Genomic DNA, 20,034 nt, shown 5'->3' on the forward strand with positions numbered 1-20,034 from the left:
GTAACGCAACGCCAGAAACGAGCGGCCGAAAACCCATCAGGTCGAATGCGCGGCCTGCGGCGCGTCGTCGTATCTATGCGCCAGCCAGGACGACAGCAGCGCGGGCGCCATCCCCACGAGGCCGTAGAGCAGGAACTGCGTGATGCCGGCATCCGGCCCGCGTGAACCGTAGAGCAACGACGAAGCGGCAAAGCCGATGGCAGCCACGATCAGCATCCGCACCGCGGGCGGGATGCGCCTGACGTGATAGAGGATGTCGTCGATGGCGCCGACCATCAGCGCCGGTATGATGCCGAACAGGTAGCTGTATTGCAGCGTCTTGACGAAGGCGCCGAGGAATTTACCGATCTCCGACCAGTTGGTGTCGTGCCAGTAGCCCGAGGTCACCGTGGTCGCGAACAGCATCAAGAATCCGCCCACGAGCGGGCCGATGGCCCCGAAGATCAGATAACGCTTCATGGCAACCTCTGCGCGGGCGTGTGCACCGGAAAGCCTGACTTACTGCTTGAGCGGAAAATGGTTCCGCCAATGCCGGAACGGAGTGCAGCAAAGCATCCAGTCCTCAGCCGCCGCTATTTCAAATTCTGTCGGCGGTGAGTCAAGCGGTTCCCCGTCCCGGCGACGACGCCACACTCACCCAAGCGACTTCACCACATGTTCCATCAGTCGCCGCGCCGGGACGGACAAACGGTCCCGGTGCAGCAGGGCGATTTCGGTATCCTTCAGATCCGGCAGCGGCGCGCCGTCGACGACATGCAGGCCGGGCGGGACCATGTCCTTGGGCAGGACCGTGACCCCCAGCCGGGCCCTGACAGCCGCGATCGACCCGGCCAGCGAGCCGCAGGTATAGGCGATGCGCCAGGCGCGATGGGCGCGATCCAGCGCTTCGGTAGCGCGCTTTCGGTAAACGCATGGAGCGGGCGAGACCACCAGCGGCAACGGCCCCTCGGCGGCGCGGAAGTCGCGGTCCGACATCACCCAGACCAGCGGCTCCCGCCAGACCCGGATGCCGCCGGACTGCGCCGCGGCCGGTTCGCGCTTGATCAGCGCCAGGTCAAAGGCACCCTTGCGAAAGCGTTCGAGCAGATTGAGCGTGAGGTCGCATGTCACCTCAAGCGCCACGGCCGGATAAGCCTGGGTGAAGCGGGCCAGCACGTCGGGCAGATGCCGGGTGGCAAAATCCTCCGGTGTGCCGAGCCGAACGGTGCCATGCATCTGCGGCTCGTTGATCCTGGAAACGACCTCGTCGTTGAGGTCGAGCATGCGGCGCGCGTAGCCCAGGAACGTCTCGCCTTCCGACGTCAGCCTGACGGCGCGCGGGCTGCGCTCCATCAATTTCTGGCCAAGCGCAATTTCCAGTCGCTGCACCTGCAGCGAGATGGTCGACTGCTGGCGCCGCAGGATCTCCGCCGCGCGGGTGAAACTGCCGGTGCCCGCGATCGTCGCGAATGTTCGCACCAGGTCGAGATCGAGATTGGTCAGCGATTTCGGCATCGGGCCCATCATTGAAATAATTGATCTCAGAACTAACAGTTATCAATTTCCATTGACTTGGCAAAGCCTGTAGCGAGGCGGCCGTGGCGCTGCCGCGTCCGCTTTCAAACGGGATGGAGATCGATGCTTAGCCTGGGACTGCAAAATCTCCTGTCACCGATGGTATTGTTCTTCGTGCTGGGATTGCTGGCGGTATGGGCCAGGTCGGACCTGTCGATCCCCGAGGCGGTGGCCAAATTCCTCGCGCTGTATTTGCTGCTCTCGATCGGTTTTCGCGGTGGCGCCGAGGTCGGCCATCACGGCTTGACCGCGCCGTTGCTGTCGGCGATCGCGGCCGGCGTAGCGCTGTCTTTCGCGATGCCATTCATCGCCTATGCGCTGCTGCGCGCGACGACCGGCCTGAGCGCGATCGACGCCGCCGCGATTGCCGGCCATTACGGCTCGATCTCCGCGGTGACCTTCGCCGCCGTGACCGGGATGCTAAACCAGTTGGCGGTCCCCTATGACGGCTATCTGGTGGCGGTCGCCGCCGCGATGGAAACTCCCGCCATATTCGCCGCGTTGCTGATCGCCAATCGGGAGCGCAAGTCCGAACAGGGGAGCGGCGAGTTCTTCCGGGAAGTCGCCTTCAACGGATCGATCTTCATCCTGCTCGGATCGTTCGCTATCGGCGCGATCACGGGAGAGCGAGGCGTGACGATGCTGAAGCCGTTCATCCTCGATCCGTTCGCCGGGGTGCTGTGCCTGTTCCTGCTCGACATGGGTCTGGTCGCCGGACGCGGGCTCCGGCAGGGCTGGCGATATCTTTCGTTCGCGGTCACGTCATTCGCGGTGGTGATGCCGCTGATCGGCGCGGCGATCGCCGCCGCGATGGCGGCCTTGCTTGGCCTGTCCGCGGGCAGCGCCGCGGTATTGATTACGCTCGCCGCCTCGGCCTCCTACATTGCAGCGCCAGCGGCGATGCGGCTGGCGCTGCCGGCCGCCAATCCCGCGCTCGCACTCACGCTGTCGCTCGGCGTGACGTTTCCCTTCAACCTGCTGGTCGGCATTCCGCTGTACATCGCGACGGCTCGCCAGATCGCGCATTGATCCTACAGGACGGGTTACGCCATGAAGAAGTATCATTTGAAGAAGCGCATCGATATCGTCGTGGAAGCGCCGCTGATGCGAACGCTCGTCAGCACGCTCGACCGGGCACGCGTCCCCGGCTATTCCGTGCTGCCCATCGTCGAAGGCCGCGGCTTGCAGAATGCCTGGCATTCGCAAGGCCAGATCGGAGACGCCACCAACATGATGGCGGTACTTTGCATCGTCGATCCCTCGCGCGCCGACGAGGTAATAGACGCCGTCTTTGCCGCCATCCAGGACCGGATCGGGTTCGTCACCTTGTCCGATGTGTTCGTGATCAGGCCGGAACGCTTCTAGACTCTCAGGGACCGGGAAAGAAAGGCGCCGGTTCGCGTCGCGCGTGGATGGATCCCTACCTGCCAGACGCCGCGACCAGTTCGCCCTTCCGGGCAAGCAGCTGATCGGAACCCCAACGGATCGTCCATTGCGCCACGGACAGCAGCAGCGTCTCATAAATCGCCACGCACTGTTCGAGTTCCCGGTCGGTGGAGGGCGGACAGTTCGGCCGGTTGCGGACGATCATGGTCGTGGTCGACCAGGTCAGCCGGGCGGCCTTGCAGGCGACGATCAGCCCGTAGACGCGGTCGGGATCGAGCAGCGGTTCGATGGCTTCGACCTTGACATCGGCCTTCAGCGCAATCGCAGCGACCACATAGGTGTACTCACCCCGCACCGCGAAGCGGTTGACGGTCGAATCGTTCAGCTTGCCGGTGCGGTTGAGCGCCACGACCTCGTCGTGCGCCTGGGTGTAGTCGATCTTGTTGCGCGGCGCGGCGGACGGTCCGGCGGCGGTTTGGATTTTCGGGCGCGCCACCGGCCGCGACGCGGTCAGGAAACGCGCGCGGACGACGTCGGCGACCTTGCCGAGCAATTCCCTCAGCAGGTTGCCCGGGATGTCCAGGCGGACGCCGAGCTTTTCCGCCAGCCCCTCGTCCTTCTCGGCCCGCCCGACCAGCGTCGCATAGCCGCATTCGGAGAAGCACGCACCGGTATTGTGGGCGAGCGCGTTGGAGACGTTGACATCGCCGAACCGCATCAGCGCGTCGGTCAGCGCCTCGTTGAGCGTCTTGCGGAGGCAGATCGCCAGCAGATGCTGCTGGCTGCGGCTCTTGACGATCTCGAGCAGGTCCGCGTCCGACAGGCAGGCGGAGCTTCGCAGCACGGGTGCCGCGACCCGCGGCTGTTCGTGGAACGCGAGCCTGCGGACAGTCTGGACCGGCGCCCGGTCGATGGCGGACAGCGCCTCGCTGAGCTGGATCACGGTCTCCGCTTCCACCCGACCGACCAGGTGGGCGAGGACGCCGTCGACGGCCGCGATCTGGGACTCGCCAAGACGTCCGACATTGGACAGGAACAGGTCGGTCACCTCGCCGAAGATCCGGGCGTCGTGCTCCGGGCCATCCTCCTCGGCGCCGTTCAGTTCCTTGCGCAGGTCCGTCGAAGCGGCGGGCATGGTTATGCCGCCTCCGCGCCGGTTCGCCGCCTGGTCCTATCTCGGCAAGTTCGCGTCATGCCCTCACGCCCACGATCCCGAGCGCTTCCCTTGTCGCCGCCGTGCCATCGCGAGGAGGCCGCGGTGTTCGTGGATCCATCGGCAGCGGAACGAACAAGCATCGCCATTCGAAAGCCCGGTGCCGGCAACCGTTTTGCTCCCACGCAGCCCTGAACGTCATCCATGGGCCCGGTGCGAGCAATAGCCGCTCATGCTACCCCGGCTTCCCTAACGGGTGGTTGTTCGACAACCGTGAAACCCCGCATTTCTACTGAGTTTTACGACGCCGAAGGCGGCGAGCCTGTCCGTTCCGGCAACCGGCCGGCAAGGCCGGCGTCGGGACGCCCCGGGAATTGCAGCGATCGCCTCGGCGTGCGCGGGCGAACGGGTCCGCACGATGCCGACCATAGTCGGTGCTGTGCGTCGCAGCGCTTCCGCTCACCCTCGCTGGCGTTTCCAAAAAAATGCCGCATCGTCGCTCATCTCTCGCCGCGATCGACGTGGCGTGCACGCAACAGTCAAAGAAGTGTTGATGCGGGCCATTGCAGCTTCGAATCATTAGCGCATAATTAATGCGGGGCGGCGCAGCACTTTTTGATTCGAACATCGGCAGATTCGAGCAACCACACCGGGTGACATCCTGAGTGATGGATGACGCGTGCGGCCGTGCGAGCCGCGTGCAGCGCCCCCGAACGAAAGCGGCCAGCACCGCGCGCAACCTTGGGGAACGCATCGATGATCTTTCGTCGTGTCAGCAGAGCAGCACATTTCTCCGCCATCGCCGTCGCGGCAACGGCATTTTCCGCAGGCCTCGGCCCTGCCTTTGCGTCGGACGCCCAGCAGATGTGCACCGGCGATGCGATGCGGCTGTGCGGCCATGAAATCCCCAACGTGCAACGTATCACCGCCTGCATGCACAAGCAGCGCGCCAATGTCAGCCCGGGCTGCCGCGCGGTGATGGACCGCGACAACGTTCCGCGCAGGCGCGCCGCCGCCGGCGAGTGAGCTGACAACCGCGCATCAATTCCCAAAACGGCCTCAGCCGCGCGCAGCGGCTGAGGCCGTTTGTTTTGTCGGATGATTTGCCTCGCCTTGCGGCAATCGATCTGAAGATCGATTGAAGACTCAACGAATATCCGCTGCAGCTTGGGAGCGCCCCGATGCGCTCTCGCCGGCTACTCCCCCCAGATCGCGAACGCGTCGTTGAACGCGCGTTCGCCGGGAGAACCCTTTTCGATCGCGATGATGGCGCGGCGCTGATTGACGTAGACCAGCGGCACGTCGAACCAGGAGCGCTCCTTCAGGAGCTGCAGGTTGCGGGCGCGGTCGGAATCGACGTTGGAGAGGCCGACCAGGAAGAAGCCGTCGGTGACCTTCACCGCGAGGCCGGCCAACGGCGTGCCGCGTGCCTGCTCGTTGGACTTCATCAGAATGCCCGGCACGTTGCCGACGCCGCCGCCTGAAAAATCCTGCGGCAGGATGAAGGTCAGTTCCGCGGTGTGGCTCGCCGGCAGTGACGTATCGGTGTTGCGGCGGAACGACATCGTCATCTTGAACTTGCGGTCGGGAATCTCGATGTCGGCGCGCACGGCGACGTCGGCCTTCTGGTTGCCGCTCGCCTTGATCGGTTCGGTGCGCCAGATCACCGAGCCGACATATTGCTTGCCCTTGGGGTCGGACGGGTCCTCGTCATACAGCACGACGCGCTGTGCCACCGGCGCCATTTCGCTACCCGGCTGGCCGACGCGATCGGGGATCTTCGGGCGCGACTGCGGCGCGGCCGGATCCTTCGCCGCTTCCGTCACCGGGGAGGATTTGAACAGGCTGCTGACCGCGGTGACAGCCGACTTGCCCCACAAAATGCCGGCGCCGACCAGAATGAGCACGATGCCGACCGCAATCGCGCTCTTGAACGGAAATGCTGCGCCGGCGCGGGCGCGCGCCGGCTTCGGCTCGCGGTCCGGCGGCAGCCGCGGACGCTCGCGCGCGGCCTGCGGTAGCGGCGGCCTGTCGGCGTAACGGTCGGCCTCCTCCAGCGATTCGTCGTACGAATAGGGCGCGTCGGGATCGGCGCCGCGGTTTTCCATGCTCGGCTCGAGCCGGTCGAATTCCGGCGAGGGCGAGGGCACGTTGGCATAGGTTTTTCGAGCGGCGCGATTGGCCTGCGCTGCGGCGCGGCCGAGATCGTCGGCGTCGGCGGCAAGGTCGCGAAAGCCGGTCATGCCGGGCGGCTGCGGGCCACCGTCTTGGGGACCGCGACGGGGAACAGCTCCGCGCGGGGGCAGAGGGGGCGGCGGCGGCAGGCCGGGATCCTGCATCGGGATTTGCGGCGCCTGGGGGCGCGGCGCACCCGATGGCGGCGCGTCGGGGCGCAGATTACGCGGCGGGCGTTGTTCGTCCTGGCCAAGCGGCGGCCGGCCCTCGCGTCCGGTCGTTGGCGACGGCGGACGCTGGCGGGGCGGACCACCGGGCGGTGGCGCACCCGGAGAAGAACCGCCTTGGGCTTCCGGCGGCCGGGCGTTGGCCCGGCGGAAAGCGTCGGGGCCACGGACGGCACCGCCGCCCCGACTGGCCTCGCGGGCGCGCTGGGCGGCTTCCGATTCGACCTTGCGGACGGCCTCTTCGAGCGACAGCCGCTCGCGGGTGATTTCCGATTCGGAAAGCGGCGGCTGAACGCTGCGCAATTGCGCGATCAGCGCGGTGCGGGCCCGCTCATAGAGCGCACGGCGGCTCTCGCCTGGAGCATTGGGATCCAGGCCGGCGATGGCACGTGCGATCAGCGGGTAATAATCAGCCATTGTTCATCAATACTGCGGGGCCCGGCGGTAATGTCCTGTTAAGCCTCGAACGGATTCTGTACCAGAATAGTATCCTCGCGTTCAGGGCTCGTGGAAAGCAATGCAATCGGACAACCCACCAGTTCCTCGACCCGGCGGACATATTTGATCGCCTGCGCCGGCAAATCCGCCCAGGAACGCGCGTTGGCGGTCGGCTCTTTCCAGCCTTCGATTGTCTCATAAATGGGCACCACACGGGCCTGGGCGCCCTCGCCTGCCGGCAGGTGGTCGATTTCCTTGCCGTCCAGCTTATACCCGGTGCACACCTCGATGGTTTCAAAACCGTCGAGAATGTCGAGTTTGGTCAGCGCGAGCCCGGCGATGCCGCAGGTGCGCACGGTCTGGCGCACCAATACGGCGTCGAACCAGCCGCAGCGGCGCTTGCGGCCGGTGTTGACGCCGAACTCCTTGCCGCGGCGGCCAATCTCCTCGCCGATCTCGTTGTTGAGTTCTGTCGGGAACGGGCCCTGGCCGACCCTTGTCGTATAGGCCTTGCAGATGCCGAGCACATATCCGACCGCGCCCGGGCCCATGCCGGTGCCGGTCGCGGCCTGCGCCGCCACCGTGTTGGACGAGGTGACGTAAGGGTAAGTGCCGTGATCGACGTCCAGCAGCGCGCCCTGCGCGCCCTCGAACAGGATGCGCTTGCCCTCGCGGCGCTTGATGTCGAGCAGCCGCCACACCGTCTCGGTGTAGGGCAAGAGCTTCGGCGCCAGCGCGCTGAGCTCCTTCAGGATGGCGCCGGCGTCGAACTCCTCCAGATTGAGCCCGCGGCGCAGCGCGTTGTGATGCGCCAGCAGGCGGTCGATCTTGTGTGGCAGCGTGTCGAGGTCGGCGAGATCCATCAGGCGGATGGCGCGGCGGCCGACCTTGTCTTCATAGGCCGGGCCGATGCCGCGGCGGGTGGTGCCGATCGCGGTGGCCGAGTTGGATGATTCGCGCAGCGCATCGAGTTCGCGGTGCAGCGGCAGGATCAGGGTGACGTTCTCGGCGACGCGCAAATTTTCCGGGCTGATGGCGACGCCCTGGGCCTTCAGCTTGGCCACCTCGTCGAGGAAGGCCTGGGGATCGAACACCACGCCATTGCCGATCACCGCCAGCTTCGAGGGCCGCAGCACGCCGGACGGCAGCAGCGCCAGCTTGTAGGTCTCGCCATTGATGACGAGGGTATGGCCGGCATTGTGACCGCCCTGGAAGCGCACGACGATGTCGGCCTGCTCCGACAGCCAGTCGACGATCTTGCCCTTCCCTTCGTCGCCCCACTGGGCGCCGACGACGACAACATTGGCCATTTCTAAGGTGTTCCCTGCAAATCTCTGGTGGTCCCAGCATGACCTCTTCCGGAAAACCGGTACTCGCTTTTCCGGATCATGCTCTCGTCAATTTCTGGCGCGTCTTCTTCACGCGAACCGGTACCCATTTCGCTCGAAAACGCTATAGCCTGCCCAGCCAAAATCACGGCCGGGGCCGTTCGCTCGCAAGGCAGCCCCACCGGATAAAGGAAGCGGATGCTCTAGGCAAGCAAGAAGGCGGTTTCAGGGGGGCGTTAGAACCGCTCCAACCCATTGATATCCCCGTAAAATCCGGGGACATCCGGGTCTGCACTTATTAACATCTGGCAATGACGGAAAGGCCATGTCGAAAACCACCCGCGCCACCCAGTCGCTGGAAAAGCTCGGGGTGAAATTCACCCTGCACAGCTATCCCTATGATCCGGACGCTGCGAGCATCGGGCTGCAGGCGGCCGAAGCGCTGGGCGTAGCGCCTGCGCGGGTGCTCAAGACGCTGATGGCCGAGGCCGACGGCAGGCCGGTCTGCGCCGTGGTGCCGTCGGACTGCGAAGTGAGCATGAAGAAGCTTGCCGCCGCCTTCGGGGCCAAGACGGCAAAGATGATGCGGCCGGCCGACGCCGAACGGCTGACCGGCTACCATGTCGGCGGCATCTCGCCGTTCGGGCAGAAGAAGCGCGTGCCGGTCGCGATCGAGGCGGCCGCGCTCGGCCATGCCACCGTGTTCCTCAACGGCGGCCAGCGTGGCTTGCAGGTGGAACTCGCCCCGCAGGACGCCGTCAAGGCGGCAAACGCGATCACGCCCGTGCTGGTGGCGTGAGCGGGATTCGCCCTGGCAATGGTTTCGCCAGTTCGCTACGCGGGGAGCCTCGGCTGTGTCTGCGCCCATAGCATGGCCTCGATGATGGCCTTGCGCAATTTGGGGCGCTGCTCCTCATTGCATTCGATGAACGCCAGAATCGAATTGGCGCGAACGGCAAATTGGTGACGTGTTTCTGATTCGGCTTCTTCTGCCGACATTGGCTTGCTCAAAGGAATGATCCACTTCTAGAAATTCGACCTCACGGCAAGATGAAGCTGCTATGCAGCCGTCGCCTGCAAAACCGTGGTCCCAGCGATCGAACGAACGCGCGTACCTAAAAAATTGTCCTTGAATAACCCACGACATGCACCCGGAAAACACACCAAGGTTGGGTTGCATGAATCGATCGTCCTTTGATTGCATATTTGGCCGCTCGCTGGCAACCCCAAATAGCGGACAAGAACAACAAGAAGATAATCGATAAGCCCTGCATGGTCGCGATGCATCCTGCACCATTGATGAGCACGGCAATTCCGTGTCTGTGGCAGGGCCGGGCGATATTCCGGCCCGGCGTTTTCGGCCGGGCGGGGCCGCGCCGGCGTGAACCGGGCCCAAGCTTGCAATGCCGGCTACCGAACAGACTTCCGCCACCCGATCCGGCAACTGGCTTGCCAACCAGCCTTACCTGCTGCTCAGCATCACCGCGCTGTGCTGGGCCGGCAACGCCATCGTCGGGCGGCTGGCCGCCGGCCACATCGCGCCGGTGACGCTTTCTTTCCTGCGCTGGGCGTTCGCATTCCTGATCATCCTGCCGTTCGCCTGGAAGCATCTGGTGCGCGACTGGGCCGCGATCCGCAGCCGCCTCGGCATCATGATCCTGCTGTCCGTCACCGGCATCGGCGCGTTCAACACGCTGCAATACTGGGCGCTCGAACATACCCAGGCGTTGAACACGCTGCTGTTGCAGTCGTCCGGCCCGCTGGTGGTCGCGGTGTGGTCGCTCGTGCTGCTCGGGGTCCGGCTGACGCTGGCGCAGGCCGCCGGCGTGCTGCTGTCGATGGCCGGCGTATTCGTCATCCTGCTGCATGGCGACCTCACCACGCTGTCGAAGATCGACTTCAACATCGGCGATCTGATCTTCCTGATCGCACTGGCGATCTTCGGGATCTACTCGGTGCTGTCGCTGAAACGCCCGGCCATCCACGGCCTGTCGTTCGTTGCCTTCACCTTCGGCGCCGGCGCGGCCTGCCTGATCCCGCTGTTCATCTGGGAGCTGTTTGCGCGGCCGCCGATGCAGTTCGATACCGCCAATTTGCTGACGCTGGCCTATGTCGCGCTGTTTCCCTCGACGATCGCCTACCTCTGCTACAATCGCGGCGTGCAACTGATCGGCGCCAACCGCGCCGCGCCGTTCTTCCACGTGGTGCCGGTGTTCGGCACCGTGATGTCGATCATTTTCCTGGGCGAACATCCGCAAGCGTTCCACTTGATCGGCTTCGCGCTGGTGCTGACCGGGGTGTTTGTGGCGTCGCGGAAGGCGTCGGCGTAGCATAAGGTCGGGCGAGCGCGGTGACTTGGCCTGGCAAATCCGCTATCCCTTGGTCCCGTTTTACCAGAGCATCCCATGAGAGCCCGCGCCAGCCATCTGATGATCGGCATCCTGACCCTCGCTTTGATCGGCGGGGCGCTCGGGGGCTGGCTCGGCTATCAGAAGCTCATCAGCGCCAAGCAGAAGACGGCATTCCGGGTGATCTTCGAAGGTTCGGCCTCGGGCCTGCGCAAGGGCGGCAGCGTGAATTTTGCCGGCATCCGGGTCGGCGAGGTGGTGTCGCTCAAGCTCGACCATCCGCGCCGTGTCGTCGCGCTCACCATGATCGACGGCAACACGCCCGTGAAGAGCGACACCCAGGTCGGCCTCGAATTCCAGGGGCTGACCGGCATCGCGGCGATCTCGTTCACCGGCGGCTCCGACGAGGCGCCGCCGCCGCGAAAGGGCGCGGACGGCATTCCCGAACTGACCGCCGATCCCGACGGAACGCTCAACACCCAGGAAAAAATCCGAGTGGCGCTGCGCAACGTCGACAAGATCATCGTGGACAACGAGGCAGCGGTGAAGGATACGCTGCGAAATTTTGAAAGCTTCACCGCCTCGCTGTCCGGCAACGGCGCCAAGATCACCAGCGTCATCGCGGCCGCCGAGGATGGCATCGCCGCTGTCGACGGCGCGCTGGACAAGACCAAGAATTTTCTCGGCAGTCTCGCCAGTGACAAGTATGGCGGCGAGTTGCTGCCGACCGTGATCTCGATGCGCGAGCTGATCGAGAGTTTCGACAAGAAGTCCGGCGCGGTCATCGCCGACACCCGCAAGATGTTCGGCGAACTCAGCCAGTCGATCAATTCAAGCAAATTCGGCGCCGGCCCGCCCTCCAGACGATAGCCATTGAGTCAAGAACCAAGAAAAACGGAAACGCCTGACGTGCTCGACAAATCAACCGCTGCGACCGCCGCCCCGCCCGCCACCGTGACCCGCGCCGAGAACACCGTGCCGCGGCATCTGCAGAAATATCTTTCGCTCGACGATTTCGAGGCGACGGCGCGACGGCGGATTCCGAAATTCCTGTACGGCTACATTTCCGGCGGCGCCGAGACCGACGCGGCCGTACGCGACAACCGCGCCGCTTTCGACGAATACGGCTTCGTGCCGCGCGTGCTCAACGACGTCTCCGGCCGCGACCAGACAACGACATTGTTCGGCAAGACCTACGCCTCGCCGTTCGGCATTCCGCCGATGGGATCTTCAGCGCTCTGCGCCTATCGCGGCGATATCGTGCTGACTCAGGCGGCAAAAGCCGAGAACGTGCCGATGATCCTCAGCGCGTCCTCGCTGATCACGCTGGAGGATGTGCGCGCCGCCAACCAGGCGGCGTGGTACCAGGCCTATCTCGCCGGCCTGCCCGAGCGGATCGAGCCGCTGGTCGACCGCGTGGCGGCGGCGGGCTACGACACCTTCGTCGTCACCGCCGACGTGCCGGTGCCGCCGAACCGCGAGAACAACATCCGCAACGGCTTTCAGGTACCGCTCGCGATCACGCCGCAAATTGCCTGGGATACGGTCACGCATCCGCACTGGCTGTTCGGCACCTGGGCGCGCACGGTCAAGAATTTCGGCATGCCGCATTTCGAGAATATGGACGCCAGGCGCGGCCCACCGGTGCTGGCGAAGAATTTGATGCGCAACATCGGCGCCCGCGACCAGCTCGCCTGGAAGCACGTCGAACTGATCCGCAGGAGGTGGAAGGGCAAGCTCGTCGTCAAGGGACTGGTGTCGCCGGCGGATGCAAGAATCGCGCGCGAGAGCGGCGTCGACGGCGTGATGCTGTCCAACCATGGCGGACGCCAGCTCGATTACACCATGTCAGGCCTGCGCACGCTGCCGGAGATCGCAGCCGAGGCAAAGGGCATGACGATCATGGTCGACGGCGGCATCCGCCGCGGCACCGATGTCATCAAGGCCCTGGCGCTCGGCGCGCAGTTCGTCTGGATCGGACGGCCGTTCCTCTACGCCGCGATCGCCGGCGGCGAAGCCGGCGTGCAGCGCGCGATCTCGCTGCTGAAAGCCGAAATCGACCGCGACCTGGCGCTGCTGGGCATCCGCTCGATCGGCGAGATCACACCGGATCTGGTGCGGAAGTTTTAGTTTTGTAGCCTGGATGAGCGTAGCGACATCCGGGACAGTTGTATCCGCGGACGGGCCCTGTCCCGGGTATCGCTGCGCTCACCCCGGCTACGGATTCGCGGCGTCGAAACTCACCCCATCTTGAACTTGCTGTACGCTTCCTTCGTCGCGATGATTACATGCTCGGCGCAGCCATTGGTGCGGTGGGGATCGCAGCGCTGCTCGTAATCATCCGACGTCATCATGTCGATGAAGGCCGACACCGTGGGATAATAAACCAGCGCCAGGTAATCCCATCGATTGCCGGCCTCCTCCCCCAGCGCGACCGCCTTGGCATCGCCGGTCCACAGCAGCGTGCCGCCGCGCGCCTTGATCATCGGCACCGTGAGCGCGCTGTAGCGCAGATAGGCGTCCCATCCCGAGCCGTCGCCATCGAGCGAGCACTCGCGAAACCGCATCAGGTTCACCATTACCACCTGCGCCTGTGGATCGAGCGCCTGCAGGCCTTTCACATTCAACAAATCCACCGCCATCGACCAACCCTCGCGACAATTTGGGGCATTGTAGCATTGCAGGCATGGGACTTGTCGCCCACCGGAAAATCCGGCCCTATCGACGCGCGATCATGACCGAGCCTGCACCCGCGCCCGCTGCCATCCATCCCTTAAGGTGGCTCAACAACCAGCCCTATCTGCTGCTGACCCTGACCTCGCTGTTCTGGGCCGGCAACATCGTGCTGGCGCGACATGTTGCCGGCCACGTGCCGCCACTGACGCTGTCCTGCGTGCGCTGGATCGGCACCTTCCTGATCCTGCTGCCGTTTGCCTGGCCGCACCTGAAGCAGGACTGGCCGGTGCTGCGCGCGCATCTGCCGATGATGCTGTTCCTGTCGCTGGTCGGGTTTGCCTACAACAACGCGATCTCCTACTGGGCCCTGCAATATACCGAGGCGTTGAACGCGCTCTTGATCCAGTCGTCCGGCCCGCTGTTCGTCGCGCTGTGGTCGCTCATTCTGTTCGGCGTCCGCCTCACGCCCGCGCAGCTCGCCGGCATCACCATCTCGCTCGCGGGCGTGCTGACCATCATCCTGCGCGGCGATTTTTCCGCGCTTGCCGGCATCAGCTTCAACCGCGGCGACCTGATGTTTGCCAGCTCCCTGGTATCGTTCGGACTCTATTCGGCGCTGATCCCGCGGCGGCCGGTGACGCATGCGCTGTCGCTGATCTCGTTCACCACCTGCTGCGGCGCCCTGATGCTGGTGCCTTTCTCGATCTGGGAATATTCGACCGGCGCCACGCTGAAATTCGACGCGATCTCGATGGCGACGCTGGCCTATGCCCTGATCTTTCCGTCGACGCTGGCCTATATGTTCTTCAACCGCGGGCTGGCGTTGATCGGGCCCAACCGCGCCGCGCCGTTCTTTCATCTGGTGCCGGTGTTCGGCTCCGCGATGGCGATCTTGCTGCTCGGTGAACGGTTGCAGTTATTCCATCTGGTGGGCTATGCGCTGGTGCTGGCCGGCGTCGTCATCGCCTCCAGGCGGGCTTCGGCAAATAAGGCCTGAACCGACCTGCGGCACGGCGTCCTGCCGGCTTCCCCTTTCGATCCCGGCAGGCTAGCGTGCCGGCCAATCGAACCAAAAACAAACGAGGAAACAACTACATGTTCGCGTTATGGAAACGGTACCGGTACGCTGCGGCGGCCCCCCTGATGCTGGCGATGGTCGCCACGGCTGCCGCGCAGGCTCCTTACCCGAACCGCAACGTTACGCTGGTGCTGCCGTTCGCCGCCGGCAGCGGCACCGACACCACCACGCGCCTGATCGGAAAAGAACTCGGCACCGCGCTCGGCGTCAGTACCGTGATCGAGAACAAGGCCGGCGCCAATGGCTCGATCGCGGCGAGCTTCGTGGCGCGCTCGCCCGCGGACGGCTACACGCTGTTCGTGACCACCAACACGACGCATTCGGCCAATCCGTATCTGCTCAAGACCATGAGCTACGACCCGATCAAGGACTTCACCCCGATCGCGCGCACCGGCGACCTGCCCTTCATGCTGGTGATCCACCCGGACATCCCGGCGAACTCGGTGGCCGAACTGATCGCGCTGGCGAAGAAGGAGCCGGGGAAATACTCCTATGCCAGCGGCAGCTCCTCGGCGATCGTGTCGGGGGCGACTTTCGCACGCCTCGCCGGCATCGACCTGCTGCACGTGCCCTACAAGAGCTCGCCGCCGGCCCTCACCGACGTGATCGCCGGCCGCGTCTCGATGATGTTCATCGACGTCCCGACCGGCCTGCCGCACGTCAATGCCAAGGCGCTGAAGTCGCTCGCGGTGACGACCAAGAAGCGTTCGGCGCTGCTGCCCGATCTCCCGACCATGGACGACACGGTGAAGGGCTTCGATATCACCTCATGGCAGGGCTATCTCGGCCCGGCCAACATGCCGAAGGATATCGTCGTCAAGCTGAATGCGGAAATCCGCAAGGTCATCGAACGGCCCGACATCAAGAAGCAGCTCGCCGAGCGCGGCATGGAGGCCTTTTCCGGCACGCCGGAGGAATTCGACGCCTTCCTGAAGGAGCAGCTCGTGCTGTGGGAGAAACTGATCGCGGACGCCGGAATCGAGAAGCAGTAGCTCCTCTCCGTCATGGCCGGGCTTGTCCCGGCTATCCACGTCCTCCGTTGTCACGGTTCTTAAAACGTGAATGCCCGGGACACGCCCGGGCATGACGAAGTGGAAACAACGGGGTGTCGCGTCCGGAAAGCCTACGCCGCGCGCACCTTGGCTAAAAACTCGTCGACCGCGCTGCGCAGCATGCCGGACTGGGTGTCGAGCTCGCGGGCATTCGCCAGCACTTCGGACGCCGCCTTGCCGGTTGCGGCTGCAGCCGTGGTGACGCCGCCGATATGGCTGGAAACCTCGTTCGATCCGGCCGCCACCGACTGGATGTTCCTGGCGATCTCGCGCGTCGCGCCGCCCTGCTGCTCGACCGCGGTCGAGATCGAAAGCGTGATCTCGCTCATCTGCGAAATCGTTTCGGTGATGCCGCCGATCGAGGACACGGCTTCGCTGGTTGAGGCCTGCATGGCCGCGACCTGCGAGGAAATTTCCTCGGTCGCCTTCGCCGTCTGATTGGCGAGCGCCTTCACTTCCGATGCCACGACCGCAAAGCCGCGGCCTGAATCGCCGGCGCGCGCCGCTTCGATGGTGGCGTTGAGCGCCAGCAGGTTGGTTTGCGCCGCGATCGAATGGATCAGCTTGACCACCTCGCCGATCTTCTCGGCGCCGGTGGAGAGCGCGCCGACGGTGGCGTTGGTGCGCTCGGCGTCGCTGACCGCCTTGCTGGCGATCTCGCTGGAGCGCGCCACCTGGCGGGAGATCTCGGTCACCGAGCTGGAGAGTTCTTCGGCGGCTGACGCCACCGTGCCGACATTGTCGGACGAGCGCTGCGACGCCGCGCTGACGGTCGCCGCCCGCGCGCTGGCGTCGCTGGCGGTGGCCGTCATCGACTGCGCAGTGGTCTGCATGCCGGCAGCCGCCGTCGACACCGAGCGGACGATGCCGGTGACGCTGCGCTCGAAATCGCCGGCGATCTGTGCCATCGCCGCCCGCCTGTCCGCCTCGGCCCGCGCCTGCACGTCGGCTTCCTTTTGTTCAAGGCCGCGGATGCGTACTGCATTGTCCTTGAAGATCTGCACCGTCGCGGCCATCGCGCCGATCTCGTCGCTGCGACCGATACCGGGGATCTCGCCGTCGAGTTTACCCTCGGCGAGCTCTTGCATGCGGGCGCCGAGCTGTCCGAGCGGCTTTGAAATGCTGCGGCCAATCAGCCAGGCGATGCTGCCGGCAACCAGACCGATGCCGAGAATGGCCAATCCGAGCAGCCAGGCCAGCGGCTTCATCCGTGTGTCGAGATCGTCGAGATAGGCGCCGGTGCCGACGAACATATTCCAGCCGGGAATCGGAACCGCGTAGGAGAATTTGCGGATCAGTTCTTCCTGTCCGGGCCTGCGATACTCATAGCGCAGCGTGACTTCGCCGTCCTTGACGATCCCGTCGCGCAGTTCGCGCACCAGCTTGCGGCCGCCGGTGTCGATGTCCATGCGGTTCTGGCCGATCTGGCTCGCGACAGGCGCCAGCACCGCGATGCCGTCCATCGTGTAGGCGAACACGTAGCCATTGCCATTGTCGAAGGTCAGCGTGTTGCCGCGCTTGCTGAATTCGGCGATCGCCGCCTCCTTCGTCATCTGGCCCGCGGCGACCTGCTTCTGCAGGCCGAGCGCCATGTTGCGCGCCATGTCGACGATAGCCCTGGTCTGCTCGATGCGCCCGTTGAGCATTTCACGCTGCATCAGATAGCCTGCGAGGATGCCGGCGGCGCAGAGACCGAGCAGGGTCACACCCACCAGAATGCCGAGCTTGGGGGTGATCTTGAGATTGGTGAGCTTCACGGGAGATCTCCAGAAAGGACGTGCGACTTGGCTGTTGGATTCCGTGACGGTATCTTGAGACCCTTTAGCGGTTTGTTACGATGGGTGGCGCAAGCCCGTGTTTTTATTGAAGAAAGCAACCATCGATTGTAGCGGATGGCTATCAGGTCGCGTAAAAGGGGAAATCGCAATTAAACATGCGTGGCGGCGTCCGCCGTCCCCAACCAACACCGAAAATAAATCGGGAGCAGGAAATGCCGAAATTCAGGGTGGTCACGCCAAAAGGCGCGAGCTTCACGGTTGCCGGCAGCGGCTACGACTACGAGAAGGAAGCGCTCGATCCGATCGGGGCCGAAATCGTCGAGGCGCCGGCCAATGAGGCGGAATTCATCGCTGCCGCGAAGACCGCGGATGCGATCTACGCCAAGGGCATGCCGATCACCAAGGCGGTGATCGACGCGCTGGAAAATTGCAAGGTGATCACGCTCGGCAGCGTCGGCGTCGACAGCGTCGACGTCAAGGCCGCCACCGCCCGCGGCATTCCCGTCACCAACATCCCCGACACCTTCATCGAGGAGGTCGCCGACCACGCCATGATGCTCCTGCTGAGCGGGTTTCGTCGGCTGGTCGAGCAGGACAAGATGGTGCGCACCGGCCGCTGGTCGGAGGGCCGCCCCGCGCTGTTGAAGATCCCGCGGCTGATGGGTCAGACGCTCGGCTTCATCTCGTTCGGCCGGGTGGCGCGCGCGGTCGCCAAGCGCGCGGCCCCCTTCGGCCTGCGCATGATGGCCTACGATCCCTTCATCCAGGAAACGCTGATTTCCGACCATGGCGTGATCCCGGCGACGCTGTCAGAGGTCCTCGCCCAGTCGGACTTCTTGTCGATGCATGCGCCTGCGCGGCCCGAGGTCCATCACATGCTGGGCGAGAAGCACTTCAGGCAAATGAAGAAGAGCGCCATCTTCATCAATACCGGCCGTGGCGCGACAGTGGACGAGGAAGCGCTCGTCAAGGCGCTGCAGGAAGGCTGGATCGCGCATGCTGCGCTCGACGTGCTGGAAAAGGAACCGCCGTCCCACAACAACCCGATACTTTCGATGGAGAACGTCACCCTCACCGCCCACGTGGCGTCGGCATCGGCACGATTCGACGAGGCGCGCAAGCGCCGCGTAGGCTACGAATTGTCACTGGTCCTGCAGGGGATGTGGCCGGTAAGCTGCGTCAATCCGTCGGTGCTGCAAAATACCTCGCTTCGACGCTGGCAACCTGTCAGCATGGATCGCGGTCCGAACAGCTAGAGCTGATCCGAAAGGTCATGCTTTAGACGGCAAGAAGCGTCTTTGGGCGAAACGGAGAACGGTCCGTGCCCGCAAGGCGCAAGAAGAACAAGAGTGAATTGCCTCGGCTCCGATTGGAACCAGGGGCCTGAGCGTTCACCGGCGATTAAACGCCGGGAACAAGGAAACCAAGGAGAAGCTTTTTATGACCAATCAGATCACCCGCCGCGACGCGTTGGCTCTGGGCGTTTCCGCCGCCGCGCTGGCGGCTACCGGCGCTTCGGCCCAGACCACCTCCGCCATCAAGGCCGCCGACGTCGCCGCCCCCAAATTCGCAATTGAAAAGGGCGCCAGCCTGCGCATGCTTCGTCCAGTGCGCTTCGTGCAGGCCGACGAAGACGTGTTTCGCGCCAATGCTGCAAAATTCAGCAAGGAGACCGGCGTCGAGGTCAAGGTCGACTTCGTCGGCTGGGAGGACATCAACCAGCAGACCGCGGTGACTTCGAACTCCGGCGCCGGCCCCGACATGATCATCGGCTTCTCCGACGCGCCGCACATCTATGCCGACAAGCTGGTCGAACTGAACGACGTTGCCGATTATCTCGGCAAGCGCTACGGCGGCTGGCTGCCGCTGGCGCAAACCTACGGCAAGCGCAGCAAGAGCGACGCCTGGATCGGATTGCCGTTCGGCGCCACCGCCGGCCCGCTGATCTACCGCAAATCGGTGCTGAAATCGGTCGGCTATGACAAGGTTCCGGAAGATCATGCCGGAATTCTCGAGCTATGCCAGAAGCTGCAGAAGGCCGGCAAACCGGCGGGCTTCGCCCTCGGCAATGCCAAGGGCGACGGCAACGGCTTTGCCAACTGGGTGCTGTGGTCGCACAACGCTTCCTTGCTCGATGAAGAGGGCAACATCGTCATCAACAGCAAGGAAACCATCGCCGCGCTGAAGTGGGTCAAGGAACTTTACCCGACTTTCATTGCCGGCACGCCGTCATGGAACGACGTCAGCAACAACCGCGCCTACTCCTCGCAGGAAATCTCGCTGACCGCCAACGGCGTCTCGCTGTATTTCTCGCTGAAGAACGATCCGGCCACCAAGGCGATCGCCGAGGACAGCGAGCATCAGTTGCTGCCGAAGGGCGTCGCCAAGATTTCGCCGATGGCGGGCCTGACGCTGAACGCGATGCTGTTCAAGCACAGCCAGTATCCCAACGCCGCCAAGGCGTTCCTGCAATTCATGCTGGAGAAGGACCAGTACGAGCCCTGGCTCAACGCCAACTCCGGCTATTGGTCCCAGCCGCTTGCGGCTTACGCCGAAGCCAAGGTCTGGTCCGAAGATCCCAAGGTCTCGATCTTCAAGGATACGATGAAGAGCACCTATTACGACGGCTACAAGGGGCCGATCTCGACGGCGACCGGCGCGGTGAGCGCCGATTACGTGCTGGTGCAGATGTGCGCGGCGGTGGCGACCGGCGCTTCGACGCCGGAGGCGGCCGCAGCGGAAGCCGAGCAGCGGGCGAAGCGGTATTTCCGGCGCCAGGGCCGGTAACGCCGGACGGAGCGGCCGTCATTGCGAGGAGTGAAGCGACGACGCAATCCATTG

General features: G+C 64.4%; 19 protein-coding genes. 11 read left to right on the top strand and 8 right to left on the bottom strand.

Annotated features, from left to right (window positions below; all coding sequences use genetic code 11):
- Window positions 1-36: 36 nt before the first annotated feature.
- Together QUH67_RS29315 and QUH67_RS29320 are read right to left on the bottom strand one after the other, a co-directional pair.
- Window positions 37-459 (bottom strand): DUF5413 family protein, encoded by a 423-nt coding sequence (locus QUH67_RS29315; RefSeq protein WP_300942980.1) that lies wholly within the window; start codon window positions 457-459, stop codon window positions 37-39.
- 174 nt (window positions 460-633) lie between these two features.
- Complete coding sequence (locus QUH67_RS29320; RefSeq protein ID WP_300942981.1) at window positions 634-1,494, bottom strand: LysR substrate-binding domain-containing protein; 861 nt, start codon at window positions 1,492-1,494, stop codon at window positions 634-636.
- A 123-nt stretch (window positions 1,495-1,617) separates the two neighbouring features.
- Here QUH67_RS29320 and QUH67_RS29325 point away from each other — a divergent pair, with 123 nt between their 5' ends.
- The gene (locus QUH67_RS29325; protein ID WP_300942982.1) at window positions 1,618-2,583 is read left to right on the top strand and encodes a sodium-dependent bicarbonate transport family permease; all 966 of its coding nucleotides are present in this window, start codon (window positions 1,618-1,620) and stop codon (window positions 2,581-2,583) included.
- A gap of 21 nt (window positions 2,584-2,604) precedes the next feature.
- Window positions 2,605-2,919: a P-II family nitrogen regulator gene (locus QUH67_RS29330; RefSeq protein WP_300942983.1), complete on the top strand. Its 315-nt coding sequence runs from the start codon at window positions 2,605-2,607 to the stop codon at window positions 2,917-2,919.
- A gap of 55 nt (window positions 2,920-2,974) precedes the next feature.
- Here QUH67_RS29330 and QUH67_RS29335 read toward each other — a convergent pair whose 3' ends face one another.
- Window positions 2,975-4,075, bottom strand: a complete 1,101-nt coding sequence (locus QUH67_RS29335) for a DUF2336 domain-containing protein (protein ID WP_300942984.1) — start codon at window positions 4,073-4,075, stop codon at window positions 2,975-2,977.
- A gap of 774 nt (window positions 4,076-4,849) precedes the next feature.
- Between QUH67_RS29335 and QUH67_RS29340 the strand changes: the two genes are divergently transcribed.
- A complete protein-coding gene (locus QUH67_RS29340) occupies window positions 4,850-5,119 on the top strand; it encodes a hypothetical protein (RefSeq protein ID WP_320416107.1) in 270 nt (89 codons plus the stop codon).
- Window positions 5,120-5,289: 170 nt separating this feature from the next.
- Here the strand turns inward: QUH67_RS29340 and QUH67_RS29345 are convergent, their stop codons facing one another.
- Together QUH67_RS29345 and QUH67_RS29350 are read right to left on the bottom strand one after the other, a co-directional pair.
- On the bottom strand, window positions 5,290-6,912 hold the full coding sequence (locus tag QUH67_RS29345) for a hypothetical protein (protein WP_300942985.1): 1,623 nt from the start codon (window positions 6,910-6,912) through the stop codon (window positions 5,290-5,292).
- A gap of 38 nt (window positions 6,913-6,950) precedes the next feature.
- Window positions 6,951-8,243: an adenylosuccinate synthase gene (locus QUH67_RS29350; RefSeq protein ID WP_300942986.1), complete on the bottom strand. Its 1,293-nt coding sequence runs from the start codon at window positions 8,241-8,243 to the stop codon at window positions 6,951-6,953.
- A gap of 343 nt (window positions 8,244-8,586) precedes the next feature.
- Here QUH67_RS29350 and ybaK point away from each other — a divergent pair, with 343 nt between their 5' ends.
- Window positions 8,587-9,060 (top strand): Cys-tRNA(Pro) deacylase, encoded by a 474-nt coding sequence (gene ybaK, locus QUH67_RS29355; RefSeq protein ID WP_300942987.1) that lies wholly within the window; start codon window positions 8,587-8,589, stop codon window positions 9,058-9,060.
- A 35-nt stretch (window positions 9,061-9,095) separates the two neighbouring features.
- On the opposite strand, the gene QUH67_RS29360 is transcribed toward ybaK, so the two are convergent.
- A complete protein-coding gene (locus tag QUH67_RS29360; protein WP_300942988.1) occupies window positions 9,096-9,260 on the bottom strand; it encodes a hypothetical protein in 165 nt (54 codons plus the stop codon).
- Between the two features lie 404 nt (window positions 9,261-9,664).
- Here QUH67_RS29360 and QUH67_RS29365 point away from each other — a divergent pair, with 404 nt between their 5' ends.
- The 3 genes from QUH67_RS29365 (at window position 9,665) to QUH67_RS29375 (ending at window position 12,739) form a co-directional block, all read left to right on the top strand.
- Window positions 9,665-10,591: a DMT family transporter gene (locus QUH67_RS29365; protein WP_300942989.1), complete on the top strand. Its 927-nt coding sequence runs from the start codon at window positions 9,665-9,667 to the stop codon at window positions 10,589-10,591.
- Window positions 10,592-10,666: 75 nt separating this feature from the next.
- Window positions 10,667-11,479 carry an MlaD family protein gene (locus tag QUH67_RS29370; protein WP_300942990.1) on the top strand — a complete coding sequence of 271 codons (813 nt, stop codon included), beginning with the start codon at window positions 10,667-10,669 and terminating at the stop codon, window positions 11,477-11,479.
- A gap of 105 nt (window positions 11,480-11,584) precedes the next feature.
- The gene (locus QUH67_RS29375; protein WP_407080486.1) at window positions 11,585-12,739 is read left to right on the top strand and encodes an alpha-hydroxy acid oxidase; all 1,155 of its coding nucleotides are present in this window, start codon (window positions 11,585-11,587) and stop codon (window positions 12,737-12,739) included.
- 110 nt (window positions 12,740-12,849) lie between these two features.
- On the opposite strand, the gene QUH67_RS29380 is transcribed toward QUH67_RS29375, so the two are convergent.
- On the bottom strand, window positions 12,850-13,251 hold the full coding sequence (locus tag QUH67_RS29380) for a DUF1330 domain-containing protein (RefSeq protein ID WP_300942992.1): 402 nt from the start codon (window positions 13,249-13,251) through the stop codon (window positions 12,850-12,852).
- 92 nt (window positions 13,252-13,343) lie between these two features.
- Here QUH67_RS29380 and QUH67_RS29385 point away from each other — a divergent pair, with 92 nt between their 5' ends.
- Window positions 13,344-14,282 (top strand): DMT family transporter, encoded by a 939-nt coding sequence (locus QUH67_RS29385; protein WP_300942993.1) that lies wholly within the window; start codon window positions 13,344-13,346, stop codon window positions 14,280-14,282.
- A 146-nt stretch (window positions 14,283-14,428) separates the two neighbouring features.
- A complete protein-coding gene (locus QUH67_RS29390; RefSeq protein WP_407080487.1) occupies window positions 14,429-15,355 on the top strand; it encodes a Bug family tripartite tricarboxylate transporter substrate binding protein in 927 nt (308 codons plus the stop codon).
- A 131-nt stretch (window positions 15,356-15,486) separates the two neighbouring features.
- On the opposite strand, the gene QUH67_RS29395 is transcribed toward QUH67_RS29390, so the two are convergent.
- Entirely contained in the window at window positions 15,487-17,172 is a 1,686-nt protein-coding gene (locus QUH67_RS29395) for a methyl-accepting chemotaxis protein (protein ID WP_300942995.1), read from the bottom strand.
- Between the two features lie 233 nt (window positions 17,173-17,405).
- Here QUH67_RS29395 and QUH67_RS29400 point away from each other — a divergent pair, with 233 nt between their 5' ends.
- Window positions 17,406-18,449, top strand: coding sequence for a C-terminal binding protein (locus tag QUH67_RS29400; RefSeq protein ID WP_300942996.1), 1,044 nt, complete (start codon window positions 17,406-17,408; stop codon window positions 18,447-18,449).
- A gap of 184 nt (window positions 18,450-18,633) precedes the next feature.
- Window positions 18,634-19,980: an ABC transporter substrate-binding protein gene (locus QUH67_RS29405; RefSeq protein WP_300942997.1), complete on the top strand. Its 1,347-nt coding sequence runs from the start codon at window positions 18,634-18,636 to the stop codon at window positions 19,978-19,980.
- Window positions 19,981-20,034: the final 54 nt, after the last annotated feature.

This window comes from Bradyrhizobium roseum (genome assembly GCF_030413175.1).
Classification (GTDB): domain Bacteria; phylum Pseudomonadota; class Alphaproteobacteria; order Rhizobiales; family Xanthobacteraceae; genus Bradyrhizobium; species Bradyrhizobium roseum.